General features: G+C 39.7%; 17 protein-coding genes and 1 other RNA gene. 8 read left to right on the plus strand and 10 right to left on the minus strand.

Annotation, left to right across the window (positions count from 1 at the left end):
- Positions 1-92: 92 nt before the first annotated feature.
- The 3 genes from ABWV72_RS04990 to ABWV72_RS05000 are packed head-to-tail and all read left to right on the plus strand — an operon-like array spanning position 93 to position 2,989.
- Positions 93-1,352: an adenylate/guanylate cyclase domain-containing protein gene (locus ABWV72_RS04990; RefSeq protein ID WP_216048521.1), complete on the plus strand. Its 1,260-nt coding sequence runs from the start codon at positions 93-95 to the stop codon at positions 1,350-1,352.
- Between the two features lie 5 nt (positions 1,353-1,357).
- Positions 1,358-2,509: a cupin domain-containing protein gene (locus tag ABWV72_RS04995; RefSeq protein WP_353369081.1), complete on the plus strand. Its 1,152-nt coding sequence runs from the start codon at positions 1,358-1,360 to the stop codon at positions 2,507-2,509.
- Positions 2,510-2,530: 21 nt separating this feature from the next.
- Entirely contained in the window at positions 2,531-2,989 is a 459-nt protein-coding gene (locus ABWV72_RS05000; RefSeq protein WP_353369084.1) for a GNAT family N-acetyltransferase, read from the plus strand.
- 49 nt (positions 2,990-3,038) lie between these two features.
- Here ABWV72_RS05000 and ABWV72_RS05005 read toward each other — a convergent pair whose 3' ends face one another.
- The 3 genes from ABWV72_RS05005 to ABWV72_RS05015 form a co-directional block, all read right to left on the minus strand.
- Entirely contained in the window at positions 3,039-3,467 is a 429-nt protein-coding gene (locus ABWV72_RS05005; protein WP_216048518.1) for a DUF4826 family protein, read from the minus strand.
- An 18-nt stretch (positions 3,468-3,485) separates the two neighbouring features.
- The gene (ydiJ, locus tag ABWV72_RS05010; RefSeq protein ID WP_353369208.1) at positions 3,486-6,539 is read right to left on the minus strand and encodes a D-2-hydroxyglutarate dehydrogenase YdiJ; all 3,054 of its coding nucleotides are present in this window, start codon (positions 6,537-6,539) and stop codon (positions 3,486-3,488) included.
- A 153-nt stretch (positions 6,540-6,692) separates the two neighbouring features.
- Positions 6,693-7,520: a hypothetical protein gene (locus ABWV72_RS05015; RefSeq protein ID WP_353369086.1), complete on the minus strand. Its 828-nt coding sequence runs from the start codon at positions 7,518-7,520 to the stop codon at positions 6,693-6,695.
- Between the two features lie 70 nt (positions 7,521-7,590).
- On the opposite strand from ABWV72_RS05015, the gene ABWV72_RS05020 reads away from it, so the two are divergent.
- Entirely contained in the window at positions 7,591-8,529 is a 939-nt protein-coding gene (locus tag ABWV72_RS05020; RefSeq protein ID WP_353369088.1) for a fatty acid desaturase family protein, read from the plus strand.
- Between the two features lie 479 nt (positions 8,530-9,008).
- Here ABWV72_RS05020 and ppsA read toward each other — a convergent pair whose 3' ends face one another.
- Positions 9,009-11,381, minus strand: a complete 2,373-nt coding sequence (ppsA, locus tag ABWV72_RS05025) for a phosphoenolpyruvate synthase (RefSeq protein WP_216048514.1) — start codon at positions 11,379-11,381, stop codon at positions 9,009-9,011.
- A gap of 212 nt (positions 11,382-11,593) precedes the next feature.
- On the opposite strand from ppsA, the gene ppsR reads away from it, so the two are divergent.
- Positions 11,594-12,406, plus strand: a complete 813-nt coding sequence (ppsR, locus tag ABWV72_RS05030) for a posphoenolpyruvate synthetase regulatory kinase/phosphorylase PpsR (protein ID WP_216048513.1) — start codon at positions 11,594-11,596, stop codon at positions 12,404-12,406.
- An 11-nt stretch (positions 12,407-12,417) separates the two neighbouring features.
- Positions 12,418-13,101: a DUF2461 domain-containing protein gene (locus ABWV72_RS05035; RefSeq protein WP_353369091.1), complete on the plus strand. Its 684-nt coding sequence runs from the start codon at positions 12,418-12,420 to the stop codon at positions 13,099-13,101.
- 92 nt (positions 13,102-13,193) lie between these two features.
- Here the strand turns inward: ABWV72_RS05035 and ABWV72_RS05040 are convergent, their stop codons facing one another.
- The 5 genes from ABWV72_RS05040 to ABWV72_RS05060 all read right to left on the minus strand — a co-directional run bounded on the left by ABWV72_RS05040 (position 13,194) and on the right by ABWV72_RS05060 (position 18,108).
- The gene (locus ABWV72_RS05040) at positions 13,194-14,414 is read right to left on the minus strand and encodes an EAL and HDOD domain-containing protein (RefSeq protein ID WP_303500795.1); all 1,221 of its coding nucleotides are present in this window, start codon (positions 14,412-14,414) and stop codon (positions 13,194-13,196) included.
- Positions 14,415-14,642: 228 nt separating this feature from the next.
- The gene (locus tag ABWV72_RS05045; protein WP_353369094.1) at positions 14,643-16,037 is read right to left on the minus strand and encodes a diguanylate cyclase; all 1,395 of its coding nucleotides are present in this window, start codon (positions 16,035-16,037) and stop codon (positions 14,643-14,645) included.
- Between the two features lie 135 nt (positions 16,038-16,172).
- Positions 16,173-17,165: a ribosome biogenesis GTPase YlqF gene (gene ylqF / locus ABWV72_RS05050; protein ID WP_216048509.1), complete on the minus strand. Its 993-nt coding sequence runs from the start codon at positions 17,163-17,165 to the stop codon at positions 16,173-16,175.
- Between the two features lie 182 nt (positions 17,166-17,347).
- A complete protein-coding gene (locus tag ABWV72_RS05055) occupies positions 17,348-17,680 on the minus strand; it encodes an RnfH family protein (protein WP_216048508.1) in 333 nt (110 codons plus the stop codon).
- Positions 17,677-18,108, minus strand: a complete 432-nt coding sequence (locus ABWV72_RS05060; RefSeq protein ID WP_216048507.1) for a type II toxin-antitoxin system RatA family toxin — start codon at positions 18,106-18,108, stop codon at positions 17,677-17,679. Before ABWV72_RS05060 ends, ABWV72_RS05055 begins: the two co-directional genes overlap by 4 nt.
- 140 nt (positions 18,109-18,248) lie before the next feature.
- Between ABWV72_RS05060 and smpB the strand changes: the two genes are divergently transcribed.
- Positions 18,249-18,728, plus strand: coding sequence for an SsrA-binding protein SmpB (smpB, locus tag ABWV72_RS05065; protein WP_216048506.1), 480 nt, complete (start codon positions 18,249-18,251; stop codon positions 18,726-18,728).
- Between the two features lie 70 nt (positions 18,729-18,798).
- Here the strand turns inward: smpB and ABWV72_RS05070 are convergent, their stop codons facing one another.
- Positions 18,799-20,037: an NADH:flavin oxidoreductase/NADH oxidase family protein gene (locus ABWV72_RS05070; RefSeq protein WP_353369097.1), complete on the minus strand. Its 1,239-nt coding sequence runs from the start codon at positions 20,035-20,037 to the stop codon at positions 18,799-18,801.
- A gap of 366 nt (positions 20,038-20,403) precedes the next feature.
- On the opposite strand from ABWV72_RS05070, the gene ssrA reads away from it, so the two are divergent.
- Positions 20,404-20,763, plus strand: a transfer-messenger RNA (tmRNA) gene (gene ssrA / locus ABWV72_RS05075).
- The last annotated feature ends 49 nt before the right edge of the window (positions 20,764-20,812 follow it).

Raw genomic sequence — 20,812 nt, forward strand, 5'->3', positions numbered from 1 at the left:
ATCAGTTGAAAACTAGACTTGGACAGCATGGGAAAAATCTGTGTTTATTGCTAGATTTAGAGATATATTTCTAACCATGGCAAGGATTGCCAATGCTAAAATTACTTTATCGGAAAATTGCATTTCTGGGGATCAATGAAAAGGATTTAGATAACCTCAGCCACATAAAAATAGTAAACACGATTTCATTAATGGTGTTGATATTTTTAGTCTTGCAATTGCCTTTTATTGCTCGATTTTGGCAATATGGCGGCTTTCCAGTTCTAATCCTATGTGTGTTACACATCGCTATATTCATCCAGATCTTACGTTTCAACTGGCGTCATCACTTTGTCTCTGCCAGAGCACTTTTGATGTTTGGTTTTGTATCCTACATTGGTATATCAAGTGTAATTTGGAATATTAATCTACAATTCCACTTTCTGTTTATAATCGGTTTGTTTGTTAGTCCATTTTTATACCGCGATTGGGAAAAACGCCAATATATTCCCAACTTGGTGATTTATGTCGTTTGTTTTTGCGGTATTGAAGCGTTCTGGCAATTTCCTCGTCAGACTTTTCAGGCAAACGAATTAGAAAAGTTTTGGCTGACAATGGGCACTTGTCTATTAATCTCTGCCGCAGCCATAACCTCTAGCTTATTGATTTATCAAAATTCCCGTACAGCTCATCTGAGAATGAGTCGAGATAAAGCCCGCATATCACATTTGTTACAGAAAACCTTACCTAAGCCGTTGATTAAAAACCTACTAACAAACTTCACGACTCCGGCTCCATCCATGCAAATAGAGCAGCATTTTTGTTCAGTGTTATTTGCCGATATTCAAGGGTACACCCAACATTGTAGCAGTACAAATGAGCAAGAAATCATGCAGTTACTGAATTCATTTTATTGCGAATTTGATTTAATCAGTAGACAAAATCAACTCCAAAAAATTAAAACCAATGGCGATCAATATATGGCGGTATGCGGAATTTACGAAAAGCGATTAAACCCAGCATTGCAGACATGTCTAGCAGCAAGGACTATGTTGGAAAGCTTTAATAATCTGTGTAATCACTTAAAATTAAATTTACAGATTAGAATCGGCATAGCCAGCGGACCACTTACAGCGGGATGTGTTGGATTAGATAATATGCTTTTTGATGTGTGGGGAGAAACGGTTAATTTAGCCTCTCGCTTAGAAAGTCATGGCCAAGCAAGCAAAGTACTAGTTTGTCAAAACACCTATTTACATTCTCGAGAGCAAATTAAATTTGAGAGTGTAGACAAGCTATACCTAAAAGGACTTGGTACACTTACCGCTTATTTTATAAGTGAGTCTCAATACGCACAGCAAAGGAAAAGTTAACGTTAATGTACAAATTAAACATTCCCAATAAACAACATTTTCTGACCGAATATTGGCAGAAAAAACCGCTTGTCATTCGTAAGGCTTTTTCTGACTTTGTTGATCCTCTAGACGAACATGAACTGGCAGGCCTTGCTCAAGAAGAGGAAGTAGATTCTCGTATCATTTCTAAAAAACAGGGAAAATGGTCCAACTCCCCTGGCCCATTTTCAGACTTTACCCCTTATTGCATAGGTGATTGGTCTTTGTTAGTGCAGTCTGTCGACCACTATATACCTGAGGCAAAAATGTTGTTAGATAGTTTTGACTTCATTCCTAATTGGCGGGTCGATGATCTAATGGTCAGTTATTCAGAAGCCAATGGAGGTGTTGGCCCTCATGTTGATCAATATGACGTATTTATTATACAAGGACGCGGCTCTAGAAGATGGCAAGTTGGCGCAAATAAGCACCATGACTCCATACAACCCGCTAAAAACTTAAAACAAATAACCGGCTTTGACCCCATTATTGATGAAGTGCTTGAACCAGGTGACCTAATTTATATCCCTCCCGGCTTTCCACATAATGGCGTAGCAATAACATCCTGTTTAAATTATTCAGTAGGCTTTCGTGCGCCGACACAAAGAGAATTGCTTGACGGTTTTGTCGATTATGCCCAAGCCAAGAATTTATTTAACCTTCGCTATAGCGATCCAGACTTAACCTTAAGAGATTCGCGTTTTGAAATTAAGCCGTCAGAAATTGAAAAACTAAAAAATATGTTTAACCAAATGATCAATTCTGTACATTTTGATGATTTTATCGCTACCTACTTCACCGACACCAAAGATGTAGATATGTATGAGGCTGATTTAACAGAAAATTATTCACTTAATGAAATTGTTAATTTACTCGACTCAGGAGTAAGCTTTGAGCGCAAACTGGACACCAAAATAATCCAGCAGAAAGTAAGATTAAACAATAAATATCAAATGGTTACATGGATAAATCAACACAGAATTAACGTTGAATCTGAACATGAAAGTATGCTTTTTAAAATGCTCAATTCCAGCGTTTTAGATAAACAAACGAAAATTAATTACGCTGACGGCTTAATTTTTAACCAAATCTTGGCTAAACTCGTTAATGCAGGGGGGTGGTTCCCTGATATTTAAGATACTTTAAGGAGCGCTTTAGTGACGTTGACGGTACAAAACGTTGACTGGGAAAAAGCAAAACATACGCTTAGTAGGTTAAGAGAAAAGGTATTTGTTTACGAGTGGCGCATTCCTCGAGAATGCGAATTTGATCAGCAAGATGTGCATGCAACCCATGTACTTGTGCTAGACAATGAAAAACAAGAAATCGCGACAGGCAGATTAACCACCAGAGGGGAAATTGGCCGCGTAGCAGTTGTTCCAAAATTTCGTGGACCTGAAGTCTACCGCACACTGTTTGCTGCACTACTAGAGAATGCACATCGTCTAGGTTTGCAACAAGTATACGTTCAGTGTGATTTGGAAGGTGTACAATATTATCAAAACCAGGGATTCAACCCAGTCGGTCCAGTCTATATGGACGCAGGAATAGCCAGACAAAAAATGGCATGTTCCACAGCAGAATTTTCACTCAACAGAGTGGATTTGACACATTAAAACAGCACCTAAGGTGCTGTTTTATTTTGCATAGCTTTTGATTGAAAATCTATGCTTTGCCGCCCTTGATTTCTTTCCACAAATCTTCTTGATTATACAAAGCATACAAGCCTTCCGCTCGGGTAACTAACATCTCTGCAAACTGTTTTTGGGTTTTATCAATATTTCCGCTTTCTTCAATATCTTGTGCTTTCAATTGCCATTGAAAAGAAAATCGACGAAGCACATCTCTCGCGTTTTTTTCACTTTCATATGGCATAAAATCACAAGGTAGATCGCCACTGATTACCCAATAAAATTTCTTGTCTAGTGCTTTGATTTTCCAAACTGCTACGTAAGGTGCTAGGTAACGACATTCTTCGGTCACCACCGAATCAAAAATAACACCATTTTCTGCTAAATGTTTATTGGCTCGCTGAAACTGCGAACGCACCCACTGAGTCATTTGCTCCTGACTCATGGCCTGAGGTTGTGTCATAACTATCCTTATCGATTATTATTTCTGTAATACTGCTAACAGAGCCTGTACTGGATGCTTAGGCTTGAAACCTTCGTATCTGTTCACCTGAGTACGGCATGAATATCCTGTTGCCAAAAGCGTTTGCTGAGGAACCGAATCTACAGCTTGCTTCCAGCTTAAATCATAAATTCCTTTTGATTCTTGTTGATGAATTAACTCATGACCAAAAGAGCCTGCCATTCCACAGCACCCTGTGGCAATCGATGTTAACTCTAAACCGAACCAAGAGAATATTGTGCGCCATTGCTCATCGTTACCGGCAATACTGGTTTTTTCGGTACAGTGAGAAATGAGCTTAAATTCAAGACCATCAGGGTTACGAACTTGCATTCTTTCTAGTAGCTCTCTTTCTAAAGACTGACTAGCAAGCCATTCGTTCACTAGTTGAATCTGAAAATTACCGCGCTGGTTGCCTAGAATACGACGATATTCATCTCGATAACATAGTACTAAAGAACCATCGATACCGATCATAGGTAAATTCAGTTCACAAACCTGATTTAAAAAGTCTGCTGTGTTTTGCGCTGTTTTAGCAAATTTAGCTAAAAAGCCTTTCACATGCTGAGGTTTTCCATTCGGCTTAAACGGCAAAATAACAGGATTAAAATGCAGTTTTTGCAATAATTGAATCAACTCTTCCACCACTTCAGCTTCATAATAGCTAGTGAAAGGGTCTTGTACTATCAACACTGTTTTTAATTTTTGTTCCTCATCTAATGCGGATAGAGCCTGTAAATCGAAGGGCATGATTTGATTTTTTTCAAGTCGCTTATCCAGCGAAGGCTCAGACAATAATGGCGCATCAACGTAACCTATATATCGTTTGATTGCTTCTTTGAGCAAAGGTTGACGCTGGAAAAAGTTAATCATTGCAGGCGCTTTTGCCATCCATGGAGCCATAGATTCAATGTTCGCAGTCAACACATCTTTAGCCGGCCGCAAGTAGCGCTGATAATACATGGCTAAAAATCGTGAACGGAAAGACGGCACATCAACATTCACCGGACATTGGCTGGCACAGGCTTTACAGGCTAGACAACCTTCCATCACCTCTAATACTTCGTGTGAAAAGTCGGTGTTTTTCGATTTGTAGCGAGTATTTTGTAGACGTTCAAACCAAGATGGCGTTTCTTCGCCTTTTTCTAATTCAATCACGTTAACGTTATTTTGACTAAGCAAGCGTAACCATTCTCTGATCATGCCTGCGCGACCTTTAGGCGTATGACGGCGATCACGAGTGATTTTACTGGAAGGACACATGGTTGATTTGGTGTCGTAGTTATAACAAAGGGCATTGCCATTACAGCTCATTGCCACCTCAAACGAGTCTCGAACCGCAATAGGTATTTGGCTGTCTAAGTCTCCCCTTTTCAAATCGGAGACTTTAACCAGTTCTTCAGTGGAATCGATAGGCGTGCAAATTTTCCCCGGATTCATCTTATTCAAGGGATCAAATACACTTTTAATTTTACGTAACTCTAGAAAAAGCTCTTCACCAAAAAATTCAGGGCCATATTCACTGCGGTAGCCCTTACCATGCTCGCCCCACATCAAACCACCATATTTAGAGACTAAAGCGACTACTTCATCAGAAATTTCTTGCATGATTTGCTGTTGATTAGGATCGCACATATCAAGGGCTGGCCGCACATGCAGTACACCCGCATCAACATGACCAAACATGCCATAAGCAAGTCCTTTGCTATCTAAAAGAGCTCTGAACTCCATAATAAAATCAGCTAAATTTTCCGGTGGTACCGCTGTATCTTCAGTGAATGGAATGGGTTTTTTCCAGCCATCCGCTTTCCCCAACAAACCGACAGACTTTTTACGCATTGCATAAATGCGATTAATATCGGCCACATCATAGGTTAATTGATAACCAATTATGCCGTCTAATCCATGTTTTTGAGCATTGTCTAAGGTTTCACTAAGCTGCGCTATTTTAGCTTCTATTTCGGCTTTATCTTCGCTGTTGTACTCGACCATATTTAATCCGAGCACTTCTTTGCCAGGCACATCTTGAATAAGATCTTTAACAGAGTGCCAAACAATATCTTGTTTCGCCAAATTGAGTACTTTGCTATCGACCGTTTCCACCGAAGTCGCATTTGCGGCAACCATATGAGGAGCATGACGCAAAGCCGATTCAAATGAATCGTATTTGATATTAACCAAAGCTTTGCATTTAGCAATAGGGGTAATATTCAGTTTTGCCTCAGCCACAAAGACTAAGGATCCCTCAGAGCCGGTTATAACACGGCTGATATCCAACTGAGTTAAATCATCGGATACAGTGTGTTCAAGATCGTATCCAGTCAAAAAGCGATTCATTCGCGGAAATTTAGCCAGAATTTGCTGACGTTTATCAACGCAAGTAGCAATTAATTGTGATGTGATACTCGTTAAACGGCTCGCTTGAGCTGGGTCGTTTTTGACATTTTCTATTGGCGTTGGTGCCGTTTCTAAAACCGTACCATCAACCAGTACCGATGTTAGCCCAAGCACATGATCACTGGTTTTCCCATATACTAAAGATCCCTGCCCTGATGCATCAGTGCTAATCATCCCGCCAATAGTGGCGCGGTTACTAGTGGACAAATCAGGCGCAAAGAAAAAGCCCAGGGGACGGAGCGCATCATTTAACTGATCTTTCACTACCCCAGCTTGCACCCTAACCCAACTTTGCTGCGCATTGATTTCAAGTATCTGATTCATGTGCCGAGAAACATCGACAATAATGCCACTTGTGAGAGACTGACCATTAGTCCCAGTGCCGCCTCCCCTAGCGCTAAATTTGACGCCATCGTATTGGTTTGAAGTTTTACCAATCAGGGTCAGATCGGCTGTCGTTTTAGGAAACACAACAGCTTGAGGTAATTTTTGATAAATAGAGTTATCAGTGGCAACAGCCAGACGGCTAGCGTAACTGTATTCAATATCACCAGTAAAGCCAGAAGACTTTAAATCTTCCAAATACATTTGATAGTGATTTTCTAAAGCGGATTGAGGATCAATACTCGGTAACATTGTCACTGTTTTAAACGTCCAAATAAGATGGGCATATTATAGCGTTATGCCTAGTTCTTTACCTACATTCATTGAATATAATTTATATGCTAAATTTATCATAGCCAATCAACTATCTATTTGATTTCTATGGCACTAAAAATTCTAACGGTTTCACTCTTGGATCATTACGTTTAACCATAATGGCGTAATTTTCTGATAGTATTCAACAGTTTGCTCGAACAGCCTAGTTCGTGCTGGCAAGTCAATTAAATCTTCCGGTAACCAAGGATCTTTGGATAAGTATTCGACAACTAAACGCCCTATAGCAAAGCTACGAATGAGAATATCTTTATCTGATAACGTTTCCAACAATTCACTTTCACTGAAAATCAATTCGTAAGCTTTATGATAAAACTGATTTAATTTATCCAACGGCCAACTTTGCGTGAATAAACCAATAGATGCTTCATCGATATCAGTCAAACAGCAGGTTAAAAATTGAGGCTCCTCAACAACCGAATGAAAGTGAAAAAGCGTTTCTTCTCTTAAATCTATTAGGTTATTAGGTCTCAACCATCCCAAGGATGGAAAGGATTTAAAACCAAGCAAATCAGCTTTATTGTTTAACCGTCGCATTATCGTTGGGCTAAACTTATGTTGCAGTTGATTCACCAACAGCCATTCACCATCCCAATTCGCGCTGCGCTGCTTCATATCTAACCAGAATCGAGGCAGTACAAAAGGTTTTCGACTTTTTGCCAGTGAATATTTACCGTTTTCGCGGATTAACTTACCTTGTTTAGTTTGTCGAGATAAGGCCATACGCAAGGATGCTTCACTTATCTCTAGCTTATCGGCAATCACCAGCAATTGTTTTGCCGATAGGCTTGTAAGCTCAGATATTTGAAATCCCTTGATGGCACTTAATAATTCTAAAACTTTTTTATCTGCGCTGTCTGCAGCGAGTCGTTCAATAGCAACTTGATAATTTAACTTCATAACAAATAATTTGCAATATCCCTATTTTTTGTTATACCTATAAAAGGTCTCTCTACTTGGATTTAAGACTTTGCTAAAACTATCAGATCATATTTCTTCTGACGAATTGAAAGCCCTATGCCAAACTTCTGATTTGGTGGGATGGTATCGTGTTTTTATAAACTATGCATTGATTTCCATTGCAATAATAGTTTTGCTGAGCTTTCCATATTGGTACACATTTATTTGTTGCAGTTGGATTATCGGAGGGCGAATTTTGGGTATCGCTATCCTTAATCACGACGCTGGACATAACACTTTATTTCGCACTCCCAGCCTTAACCACTACGTCGGCCGTTGGCTACTTGGTGGTTTAGTACTGGTTGATTATCAAGCCTTTAAAAACGGTCATGCACAACACCATCGTTATGCAGGCACAGGTAAAGATCCAGACAAAATATTTGTTGCAAACTATCCTGCAACGCCCGCCAGTATGGCCCGTAAGCTTCTCCGAGATTTTAGCGGAGTGAATGGATTCAAAGAAATTGTCTACCAGATTAAAGTATCTACTTGGCAAAAACGCTTACCCAACATCGTTGTTCATGGGATTTTCATCGCTAGTTTGATATTTTTTGACGTACTATGGGCATACGCTGCGTTTTGGGTAGGTTACCTATTCATATATCCTGCTCTGAGCAGAATTAGGATCATCGGCGAACACGGCGCAGTTACCGATATAGACGCATTAGATCCACGCTTAAACACCCGTACCACATTGGCAAATCCAATTGTCGCTTTATTAATTTGTCCGAATGATGTGAATTATCACTTGGAACATCATATCCATCAAAAAATACCAGCACAAAATTTGAAAAAGGCCCATCAGTTATTCAAACAAAAAGGCATGTACGACGGTTTCGATTGTGTAGCAAACAATTATTGGCAAGTGATGAAAAAGTGCATTTCAAAACGCCATGGCAAATCCAAAAATATTCATCATGCGCCGTCATCTGTGAGCAATATGAGCTAGAACCTTTGAGTTGGAAATAATTCAACACAACTTGTTACAAGCCGAAACACATTTAAATCGAATTAAACACTACACTGTGATCCTAATCTGCGGTTTTTTACGCACAACAGAAATGCAGCGGGTTATGTCATAAATCAATAACGTCAGTAGCAACGGATAAAAGAGAAGCATATGAAAAAGGCAATTCGAATTACGATAGGCGCAGTGCTATCCGCTGTGGGGATTGTTTTCGCGATCTTACCAGGTTCAATTCTATTTTTGATCAGCGGGTTAATGCTCTTGAGTTACGACATACCACTGGCTCGGAAATGCTTGCAAAAATGTCAAAACTCTATGAGTGTCACTGCTCGACGATTAGACAGATACCTGCTTAACCGAAAGTATCGTTAGATAACTAAGCGCAATTTAAATACAAAAAAAGGCAGGATGAACCTGCCTTTGTTGTTTTAACTATAAATTAGTTTAATGACGATAAACTATTACGCGTGTTTTTCGCCTAGGTATAACCAAGTTTCAACTACGGTATCAGGATTCAAAGAAACACTATCGATTCCTTGTTCCACCAACCAAGCTGCAAGGTCTTCATGGTCTGAAGGACCTTGTCCACAAATACCCACGTATTTACCACGTTTTTTGGCCGCTTTGATTGCCATACTCAATAGAATTTTCACCGCTTCATCCCGCTCGTCGAACAAATGCGCAATTACGCCAGAGTCACGATCCAATCCAAGGGTTAATTGAGTTAAGTCATTCGAACCAATTGAGAATCCATCAAAGATGTCTAAGAATTGATCGGCAAGCAATGCATTTGAAGGTAATTCACACATCATAATCACGCGTAAACCATTTTCACCTTGCACCAAACCTTGTTCAGCTAATAACTCGATTACTTTTTTACCTTCACCTACGGTGCGAACAAATGGGATCATCACTTCCACATTGGTCAGTCCCATGGTGTTACGAACGCGCTTAATTGCTTCACACTCTAGCGCGAAACAATCGCGGAACTCTTCAGAGATGTAACGGCTTGCACCGCGGAAACCAAGCATTGGGTTTTCTTCATCAGGTTCATACTGATAACCGCCAACCAAGTTGAAGTACTCATTTGATTTAAAATCTGACATACGCACGATAACTTTCTCAGGAGAGAAAGCTGCGGCAATGGTAGACACACCTTCAACCAATTTTTGAATATAAAACTCTACTGGCGATTCATAACCGGCCATCATTTCCGAAATTTCTTCTTTCAACTCTTCTGGCTGGTTATCAAAGTCCAAAAGGGCTTTTGGATGCACACCAATCATGCGGTTGATAATGAACTCTAGACGAGCTAGGCCAACCCCTTTGTGAGGTAATCTAGCGAAATCAAAAGCTCGGTCTGGATTACCCACATTCATCATAACTTTGAGTGGAATATCAGGCATTGAATCGATTCGAGATGTCACTACATCAAATTCAAGTTCAGCATCATAAACATAACCAGTATCACCTTCGGCGCAAGATACTGTAATTTTATCGCCAGTTTCGATTGAGTCAGTTGCATTTCCGCAACCTACAACAGCTGGTATACCTAATTCACGGGCGATGATAGCCGCATGACAAGTTCTGCCACCGCGATTAGTTACGATTGCTGAGGCCTTTTTCATAATCGGCTCCCAATCGGGATCCGTCATATCTGTTACTAGTACATCGCCTGGCTGAATTTTACCCATTTCATCAATTGAACTAAGTACTTTGGCTTCACCTGCACCAATTTTATGACCGATTGCACGACCTTCGGTGACAATTTTCGCTTTGCCTTTTAATTGGAAGTTTTCAATAACTTGAATGTCTTCTCGCGAACGCACTGTTTCAGGACGGGCTTGAACGATATACAGTTTACCGTCAGTACCATCTTTAGCCCATTCGATGTCCATAGGACGCTTATAGTGCTTTTCAATAATTTGCGCTTGTTTGGCCAATTCCATTACTTCTTGGTCAGTAATAGAAAATTCTAAACTTTGAGATTTGTCGACATCCACAATTTCGACTTGTTTGCCATGGGCCAAATCTGGAGAGTAGATCATTTTGATTAATTTGCTGCCCATGTTGCGACGGACAATAGCTGGCAAGCCTTTGTCTAGGGTAGGCTTGTGTACGTAAAACTCATCAGGGTTTACAGCACCTTGAACAACCATTTCACCCAAACCATAAGAAGAAGTAATAAATACCACGTCTTCAAAACCTGATTCAGTATCGATGGTGAACATAACACCAGAAGAACTCACGTCACTTCTAACCATCCGCTGTATCCCAGCAGACAATGCAACGCCCTTGTGGTCATAACCTTGGTGAACACGATAAGAAATAGCTCGGTCATTAAACAATGATGCAAAAACATGCTTAATGGCTACAAGCACAGAGTCATAACCTTTTACATTCAAAAAAGTCTCTTGCTGACCAGCAAAAGAAGCATCTGGCATATCTTCAGCAGTGGCTGAAGAACGCACAGCAAATGAAGCTTCATCACCAGCGTCACCCTGTAGCTTTTCAAATGCGGTTTTAATTTCTTCTTCAAGTTTTGGCAAAAACGGGGTTTCAATCACCCAGTTACGAATATTTTCACCGGCTTTAGCTAGTGCTTCAACATCGTCAACATCTAAACTATTCAGCACGTCATGGATACGCTCTTCGAGTCCACTTTGTTCTAAAAATTCGTTAAATGCGTATGCGGTTGTAGCAAAGCCCCCCGGAACTTGAACACCTGCATTAGACAGGTTTGAAATCATTTCACCCAATGATGCGTTTTTACCGCCAACGCGATTAACATCATTCATTCCCAACTGCTCATACCAAAGTACATATTCTTGCACTGCTAACACCTCAAAGTTTTTTTGTCCTGGGCCCGATTGCTAAGGCGCAAACGAAATAAGTTTTAATGCAATAAAGTTGTCAGAATGGTGCTTATGAATTTATTTTGTTCACCTTCTGGCTTTTTGCGTCAGGGATTTTAGAATGGTGTAAAGAAGAAAGTAAAATTTAATTTTTTTCTGTAATAAAATTACAACATTGTTAAGGAATTGTAGTGAGATCAGCTTTTTACATATCTGATGGCACAGCCATTACTGCGGAAGTGTTTGGGCATGCATTGCTGTCACTTTTTACCGTCGAATTTAAACATTACACAGAACCATTCGTAGAAACTGAACAACAAGCCCAAAAAGTCTTAAATAAAATTTCAGAGGAATTCAAAGAGACTGGTTTGCGTCCTTTAGTATTTTATACCATCGTGAATACCGAAGTTAGAAAAATGGTCGCTAAGTCAGTAGGCATTAATTATAACTTTCTTGACCAATTTGTTGCGCCTCTGGAAAAAGCATTAGGCGTCCCTTCGATGCCGGAAAAACATCGTACCCACAGCATCCATGAAAAAACTTACGACAACAGAATTGATGCGGTTAATTATGCCCTTGCAAATGATGACGGTTCTAATGTTAAAGACTATAACGAAGCGGATATTATTTTGTGTGGTGTATCTCGTTCGGGTAAAACTCCAACCAGTTTATATTTAGCTCTGCAATTTGGTATTAAAGCAGCAAATTACCCTTTCACTGAAGAAGATATGGGCGATATTTTAAAACTCCCCCCAGCACTAAGGCGCTTTAAAGATAAGCTATTTGGATTAACCATTGCACCGGAAAGATTGCATTCAATACGCTCTGAAAGAAGGGCCAATAGCCGTTATGCGTCAATGAAGCAGTGTCGAATGGAATTGAGAGAAGTTGAAAATCTATATCGTAAAGAAAAAATCCCATTTTTGAACAGCACCAAGTTTTCCATAGAAGAGATGTCAGCTAAAATTTTAGCTGAAACAGGTATTCAAAGACGCAAATATTAGGAAGTTATCGTATGTTTACCCATTTCGACCCAAGCTTGATGACTTTCCTGAGGCAGTTGGCTAATAACAATGATAAAAATTGGTTTGCAGATCATAAACAAGAGTATGAAGATAAGGTTCGCACCCCTACCCTAGAATTTATTGAGGGTATGGACACTTGGATTAAAATGATTTCTCCCCATTACGAAGCCATCCCAAAAAAAGTAGGTGGCTCTATGATGCGGCCCTACCGAGATGTGCGCTTTTCCAAAGACAAATCTCCATACAAAACCAACGTTGGGATTCAGTTCCGCCATGAAATTGGCAAAAACGTCCACGCCCCAGGTTTCTACCTGCATATCGAGCCGGACAATGTATTTTTAGGGGTCGGAACTTGGCGTCCAGAACCTGACGCATTGAAATCAATTCGTGACTATATTGCTCTCAAACCTGATTCATACGAAGACACGATACAACACGCACCGTTTACCGAAATTTATGCCCTCTCAGGTGAGAAATTAAAACGACCACCTAAAGGATTTAATGCTGATCACAAATTAATCGAAGAAATTAAGCGCAAAGACTTTATCGCAATATGTCCGCTTGCCGAAGATTTCTTATTTGCTGGTAATCTATGTGAAGAAGTCGCTAGACGCTATGGCAGAGCCCAGCCTTTTCAAAAGTTTTTATGTGATGCACTGGCTTTGCGATTTTAACGATTTGACTTCAGACTGTAAGTCGCCTTTTCAAAAACTAGTGAGTTTTCAGGGCTCAGTAGTGATTTTAACTAAAGTTGAGTAACAAAAACTTAATCAATATAGGTCATCACTTCGTCAGTCCATTTCAGTGCTTGTGAATAGCACTTTTTAAATAATTCGAGTTCCTGTTTCGACAGGCGTTCGAATACCTGATCGTCTAAGCGTTCAATACCTATGGTATTTTTCAGTAACTTCCCAAGATCATTATCATGGGATAACAATGCTGATTTAATAGATTCACTGAGGGTTAAACTATCTAGAATATCTTTAATCTCAACCTGAAAAACAGCATCAATGCCAGATAACAATCCCACCAGAAAACTCTCTGACGAATCAGTTTTTACACCACCTGTGATTGGGCTATCAGAAAATAACGCCAAGGTTTTAGCTCTGATTAATAAGGTTCTAAATAACTCTGAAGGTTGTGACGACTCTGATGCAAGAGTTAAGATCATGGCCCACTGTTTGACCACGTTTAAGCCAAGCCTAACAACCGCATCTTTAACCGACTTAACCTCTCTAACCAATTGATAAATTGGACAATTTATAAGAGCTAATATTTTTACAGTGAGTACAGGATCGCGCGATATCAACTCCGCAACTTCTGCAGCTTCAATATCTGTCCGACTTAACTGGGAAACCAATTGCAATGCTGAATTTTTGTTGGCATCAATTTTTTGACCGGTAATTATTGACGGTTTTTCCAAAAAATAACCTTGGAATAAGTCGAAACCCAATTCCATGCATTCATCAAAACTTGCTTGGTCTTCAACTTTTTCTGCCAATAACTGAAAACCAATTTTTTTTAATTTCGGAAAAACAGCTTTTAATTTATTGAAATTAATATCAAGGATATCAATTTTTAATATTTTAATATGTTTGAAAAAAGGAAATTTAGAGGGTTCAAGAATGTAGTCATCTAAAGCAAATTCGTAACCAAGACGCCTTAATTCAGCGATTCTTTTTAACACTTTTTCACTAGGTTCAACGGTTTCTAATATTTCAAAAATAAGATTATGAGGTGGTAGAGGGAAAAAATAATCTGAGTCTAAAAAATCCATATCAACGTTAACTAACATGGGAAGATCTAGGTTTACATTACTATTGAAAACTGAAGTGCAAACATTAACTAGCAGGTCGCGTGTGGCGATCAGATTTTTGGCATCACTATCAGAGTTGAATATATCTCCTCGATAAAGAATCTCACTGGCGACCATTTTACAATTTCTATCAAAAATAGGTTGTCTAGCAAATAAAATAGTCTCTTCCACAGGCTTCCTAAAAATGCAACAAGCGTATAATTTAATAGTAATCTTTTAACTCTGAATTATAAACAGATGTGTAACATTTTTATATTCCACTTTAAGCTAATACGCGCATTTAAGGGTTAGCACTCATAGGTAAATATTTTTAGCGTCAACATTTTACTTTTTTAAAGATGGCTTTTTAAAGGTGACTTATTTTTAGGTAAAGGGAGCGGGAGCAAAATATGTCACTTATCATCTATGTTCGAAGGTGATTTTAACTTGATTCTTGCCCTCTCCTTTTGATTGATAAAGTGTGACGTCGGCATCTTTTAAACCTTTTTCTAAATCAAGTTCTTCCGAGGGCATAGACACTTGCATCCCCATACTCACAGTTACCGACATCTGCGTGGTAGCGTTAATATCTATTTTAAGGTTACGAATTCCGTCCAACAGGCGATCCGCCAAACTAGTTGCATCATCGGCTTCTTTAATTGCTGCAACAAAGGCGAACTCTTCTCCTCCGTATCGACAAAAAGCGTCATCTACTCGAAAGAAACCATTTAAGAATTTAGCGATCTCAACTAGGACAATATCACCAGCATCATGACCAAAGCTATCATTAAACACCTTAAAATCATCAATATCTAATAAACCAAAAGCAACCAACGCCCCTCGCCTGTTACACGACTTAATTAACCGGTGGGCATGATCAATAAAAAAACGTCGATTGGGGATATTGGTTAAAGGATCGTAGTAGGCTATTTTTTCTAGTTTAGCATTGGCTTGACGAAGCTCTTTGGTTCTTTCATCAATTAAGTTTTCTAGTTCCGTCTTCAACTTTTTGAATTCATTGTTTTTGTTTTTTAATTGCTCGAGATAAAATATACGCTCTGAAATGTCACGCTCTATGGCAGCAAAATGCGTTACTTCATCATATTTATTTTTGAGGGGAATGATGTTCATATCAACCCAGTAGGGTCTGCCATTGGCATCATAGTTTAATAAGGTTTCACTGACTTCCTGACAATTTTCCAGCGCACGATGAATACGATTAGTAGTTTCTTTATCTGTTAAAGGGCCTTGTAAAATTCTCGGCGTTTCACCAATCACACTGTCCTTACTGTAACCGGTCATTTTCTCGAAGGCTTTATTGACGTAAATAATTTTGGGACTAAGTGGGTAGTTAATATCTGTCGCGTCTGTAACGATTACCATGTCTTGGGTGTTTTCAACAATGGCTTTAAAGGAAAACAATTGTTTAGAATCTGAAATATCAGTAAAGGTCACCACAATGAAGGCTTCTGGGCTGCCAGGTTCCCCTTCAAAATAGGCGTTAATAAAAAACCAACTAATAGTATCCACAGAGCTGTCTAACACACCAAGCACCTCGTTTTTGAGGCGTTCACGGGTTCGCTTTACTTTATTAACAGGATAATCTTCAATCAGCAGTTTTTTGCCTGACTCATCTAAAAATCGCCACTGAGGATCGATGGAACATTTACCGATTATTTGTTTATAGCTCAATCTTAATAAACGTAATGACGTTGGGTTTGCGTATATAATGGAGGTATCCCAGCGATGGATAACGACGCCAATGTGGGCGTTTTCGAGAAGCTTCTTGGTATTTAGCTCAATAAAGTCAGTCATCAAGATCATCTACAAAATGAATACTTATTAAGTATAGAGCAATAACCCGTTCCGTCTAATTACTTGGAAACATCAATTTAGCGATAGTTTTTTTACCTATACATTTAAATATTCAGTAAAATTAGGCTACCCACTTCAACGTTTACGTCGTTTATTTTTAGTTTTTCCCTCCATTTTTATGGCTTTAGCATCACGCTTATTTGGGGTTGCAGAACCGTCCTTGAAACGTTGTTTTTTGGCTTCTTTTTCAGCTATTTTTTGAGCTGCTAATTCCGCCACAAGTTTTTCTTCTTTAATCACCATATCTGGCGTTTCTAAGGTGATACGGCCTAATTTACCGGAACGAAGTTCATTAATCAGTAGTTCACAAATTTTATGTAAATTAACCCTCCCTCCTGCACGTAAGGCACCTCGTTTGCTTGCCGCAGCTTCTAAAAATTCAATTTCAGTTTCAGGTATGGATTCTAAAGCAAATCGCTCTTTCATTAACTCAGGATAGGCTTTAATCAGGTAATCCGCCGCATAAAATCCAACATCTTCGTAATCCATCGCCGTATCTTTAATCGCGCCAGACGCTGCCAAACGATAACTACTGTTTTCATTTTCAATTTTGGGCCACAAAATACCTGGAGTATCAAATAACACAATGCCGCTGCCCAAATTAATCCGTTGCTGAGTTTTAGTAACCGCTGGAACATTCCCAGTTTGCGCAATAACTCTGTCAGCTAAGGTATTAATCAGTGTCGATTTCCCGACATTAGGAATACCCACAATCATGGTATTAATAGATTTAATGCCTGCGTCTTTTTCGGGTAACATTTTGCGACACAAATCAACTATTTGTTTAATTTTGGCCGGTTGTTCTGTGGTGGTGGGAAAGGTTTTAACGCCTTTTTCTTGCTCTAAATAATCTTGCCATTTAAGGGTGAGTTCAGGATCAGCCAAATCTGTTTTACTCAGCACTTTGATGCAAGGTTTATCACCTCTTAAGTGTTTAATCGCAGGATTTTCACTGGAATATGGTATCCGTGCATCTAGCACTTCGATGACCAGATCCACGCTAGGTAGCACATCTTTTATCTCTTTTTGGGCCTTATGCATGTGCCCGGGATACCACTGAATCGCCATTTTAAAATTCTTTTTTAGTTACTTAATTAGTTATGATTTCCACTATTACCGAACGATAGTGGGCCCATGGGCGTTTAGCCATGAATGACGTGCTTGAGCGCAATTTCAGTGCAAGGGATTAAGGTCAATCTAACTAAACATATGCAAAAAAACCGTTCTATTTACCTAAAGCACCTGCTAATTTACGACTTTACTCGGCCACCTGTGACTTTATCTGCCCGTCCTTCTACTTTGGCCTTTTCAGCGCGTATTCGACGTACTTCTTTAGGGTCAGCAATTAGCGGACGATATATCTCTATTCTATCGCCGTCATTAGGTATGTCGGTAAGTTTACATGTCCGATTCCAATTACCTATTTTCAACACCGATAAATCTATCTCAGGAAAACGACGTAAAATACCAGATGCTTGAATTGCTTCTTCTGCTGTCTTGCCCTTCTCTATTGTTACACTGATAAGCGCCTGTTCTTTAGGCAAGCCGTACACTACTTCAACAGTGATTTGCGAGTCGGTCATAGGTATACCTCTTTCGCTCTGGCGGTAAAGGCATTCACCATATTAGTTGCGACTGTGTTAAACACTTTTCCAAAGGCCATTTCAGCCAATCGACTGGAGAACGCAAAATCCAGTTTCAATTCAATTTTACAGGCATCATCAGCTAATGCAGTAAAAGACCAGCCACCGCTTAAATGCGAGAAAGGCCCTTCAACTAAATTCATTTCAATGGTTTTGCCTCTATCTAACGCATTTAGCGTAGTAAACCATTGTTTAACACCCGCTTTGGCAATGAGCACAGCCGCTTTCATCGAATCTTTGTTATGTTCTAGTACTTTAGTTTGTGCGCAGCCAGGCAAAAATTCAGGATAAGAAGCTACGTCATTGACTAAATCAAACATCGATTCGGCACTAAATGCTACTAGCGCACTGCGATGAACACTTGCCATTCATTTTCCTCTATGTAACCTTGCAATTTCTCGTTGAAGTTTACCACGAAATATCATATTTCATAGTTCATCCATGTAAATACAACTATTTTTTAACTCTTCTACAGACAAATTAATTGGTCCTGATATAATTCGCCACTATGAAGAAAAAGAACGCTAAATCAAATCAAAGCAACACGATAGCTTTAAACAAAAAAGCCCGTCATGATTATCACCTGCAAGATAAAATCGAAGCAGGTATAGAATTACAAGGCTGGGAAGTAAAAGGCATTCGTGCAGGCAAAGTTAACTTAACAGATAGTTTTGTGAACATTCACAACGGCGAAGCCTACTTACAAGGGTGTAAAATCACACCTTTAAATCAAGCATCAAGCCATGTTGTGTGTGATCCTGATCGACAAAAAAAACTGCTTATTCACCGCCGCGAAATTGACCGACTAATGGGCGCGCGCGAACGCCAAGGTTATTCGATTATTGCTACGGCAATGTACTGGAAACAATGCTGGGTGAAAGTAGAAATACACTTAGCCAAAGGTAAAGACGCCCATGACAAACGGGATACGGTTAAAGATCGCGATTGGGCACGTCAAAAAGAACGCATGATGAAACATAGCGCCTGATTACAATTATCAGGCAATGAGCCTAATCAAACCCTGTTGGTTAGGTTCTTTTATGCAAAATAAAAAAATACTATTCAGCACCAAGTTTCACATTACGACGATAACGCTTGGTTAACTTAGCAGACAAAATTTGCTCCAAGATTAATGTATATATGGCTGAAGCATCAATTTTTGCAGGTTTTCCCGTGCCAATGCGACGCAATTGGCGTTTTACAAGGGCCATATTTGCCATTCCACTTAAGGTTTTATTTTTCCATTCAACTTTCGGTGTCATGCTGACCATTCCAGGCACCTGTTGCCAATGATTAGGTAAATCAGGATTGTAGGCAAGCGCAGTGGCCATTCCTACTAAATCAACACCAGAGTCGAGTACTTTTTGGGCCACCGGTAAACGTTTGATGCCACCAGTAGTCATAATTGGTATCTGGCTTCGTTGGGCAATTTGACTTGCAAACTCAAGAAAATACGCTTCTCTTGCAAGTGTTCGATCATCCGCTGTACGCCCTTGCATGGCAGGAGCTTCGTAGCTACCACCTGAAAGCTCAATTACATCGACGTTTAATGATTCAAGCATTTTAACTACCGCTAAGGCATCCTCGACATCAAAACCTCCACGTTGAAAATCAGCTGAGTTTAATTTTACTGCAACGGCAAAATCGGCAGCACAAGCAGCCCTTATCTGGCGAACTATTTCCAATAACAAGCGGGCGCGGTTTTCTAAACTCCCTCCCCAGCGATCGCTACGTTTATTCACTAAAGGCGATAAAAATTGAGCCAGTAAATACCCATGCGCGGCATGTACTTCAACGCCGTCAAACCCCGCTTTTTCTGCCAATAATGCGGTGCGTTTAAATCGTTGAATAACGTCTTCAATTTCCTCTTCCGACATTGCTTTAGGTTGGCTAAACAGTTTAGAGTGTTTACCAAGATCCAGTGCCACATCAGATGCTGACAGCACTTTACCGCCCATTTTCTTAAATACCTGTCGTCCAGGATGATTAATTTGCATCCACACCTGTGTATTATTTTGTTTGGCTTTTTGCGCCAATGTTTGAAAGGGTACTAAATCGGTATCTTGTTCTAATGCCATGCCTCCAGGACCAGTCATGGCCATATGATCAACCATTACGTTACCAGTAATAATTAAGCCTACTCCGCCCTGCGCCCACTTTTGATACAAATTGAACAAGGTTTCATCGGGTAATTGTTTGGCATTGGCTAGGTTTTCTTCCATTGCCCCTTTGACCAAACGGTTTTTTAATGTTTTACCGCAAGGTAACGAAAATTCTGCAAATATATCTGAAGACATACACCCTTCTTATGATGGAAAAAACTACTGATTATGCTATCAAAACAAAAATAGCCGTAATTCAGCAACCACCCAATGTTTAGATATCTTAAAAATATGATTTAAAGCTTACATATAACTCACTCGCAAAATCTTATCATCTCTATGCCCTAGGTTGTCAAAATGCTAATGCCAGCCCCATTGAGATTAAATAAGGTCTAATCCGCCGCGTTTTAATCAGAACAATTGAACAAAAATAATACTCAAAAACGCAAACTATAAAAAAACGATTAAAACCCAAGCACTTGAAGTAAAATTTATTGTCCCCACATATTGTTTTAGAGAAGGATGTGTTATCCTATCTGCTACTTGAAAAAGTACTACATCGGGGCTGATTTTGGATTCGACAGGAATCGGGATGCCTTAGGTGCATGCAGAGGTGCGGTTTGCCTCTTTAAACAGCCGCAAAAAAATAGTCGCAAACGACGAAAACTACGCACTAGCAGCTTAATAACCTGTATAGGCCCTTCCACTTCAGCCGTCTTCTATTCGTGAAGGTTTGGAAGGTCATACTAATAGAATAGCGAGGGAAACTTGTCCGAGGTTGAACCGCGAAATAGTATCGGAACAGCTACTAGGAATCCTGTTTGTCGGAGTCCAAAATAGTTAAATAAAAGACAAAATAAGCATGTAGTACCGACGGTTGAAGCTTTCTGGACGCGGGTTCAAGTCCCGCCAGCTCCACCAAATTTACGTTCGACGAACGACGAAAACCCTGCCAAAGCCGCTAAAAACG

The organism is Aliiglaciecola sp. NS0011-25 (assembly GCF_040370605.1).
GTDB classification, from domain to species: Bacteria; Pseudomonadota; Gammaproteobacteria; order Enterobacterales; family Alteromonadaceae; genus Aliiglaciecola; species Aliiglaciecola lipolytica_A.

What these genes read in the sequence shown, in the direction of transcription:
- ABWV72_RS05070 (WP_353369097.1), bottom strand. Translation starts at nt 20,037, where the DNA reads ATGTCTTCAGATATATTTGCAGAATTTTCGTTACCTTGCGGTAAAACA.
- ABWV72_RS04990 (WP_216048521.1), top strand. Translation starts at nt 93, where the DNA reads ATGCTAAAATTACTTTATCGGAAAATTGCATTTCTGGGGATCAATGAA.
- ABWV72_RS04995 (WP_353369081.1), top strand. Translation starts at nt 1,358, where the DNA reads ATGTACAAATTAAACATTCCCAATAAACAACATTTTCTGACCGAATAT.
- smpB (WP_216048506.1), top strand. Translation starts at nt 18,249, where the DNA reads ATGAAGAAAAAGAACGCTAAATCAAATCAAAGCAACACGATAGCTTTA.
- ABWV72_RS05060 (WP_216048507.1), bottom strand. Translation starts at nt 18,108, where the DNA reads ATGGCAAGTGTTCATCGCAGTGCGCTAGTAGCATTTAGTGCCGAATCG.
- ABWV72_RS05035 (WP_353369091.1), top strand. Translation starts at nt 12,418, where the DNA reads ATGTTTACCCATTTCGACCCAAGCTTGATGACTTTCCTGAGGCAGTTG.
- ABWV72_RS05015 (WP_353369086.1), bottom strand. Translation starts at nt 7,520, where the DNA reads ATGAAGTTAAATTATCAAGTTGCTATTGAACGACTCGCTGCAGACAGC.
- ABWV72_RS05045 (WP_353369094.1), bottom strand. Translation starts at nt 16,037, where the DNA reads ATGACTGACTTTATTGAGCTAAATACCAAGAAGCTTCTCGAAAACGCC.
- ydiJ (WP_353369208.1), bottom strand. Translation starts at nt 6,539, where the DNA reads ATGTTACCGAGTATTGATCCTCAATCCGCTTTAGAAAATCACTATCAA.
- ABWV72_RS05005 (WP_216048518.1), bottom strand. Translation starts at nt 3,467, where the DNA reads ATGACACAACCTCAGGCCATGAGTCAGGAGCAAATGACTCAGTGGGTG.
- ABWV72_RS05055 (WP_216048508.1), bottom strand. Translation starts at nt 17,680, where the DNA reads ATGACCGACTCGCAAATCACTGTTGAAGTAGTGTACGGCTTGCCTAAA.
- ylqF (WP_216048509.1), bottom strand. Translation starts at nt 17,165, where the DNA reads ATGGCGATTCAGTGGTATCCCGGGCACATGCATAAGGCCCAAAAAGAG.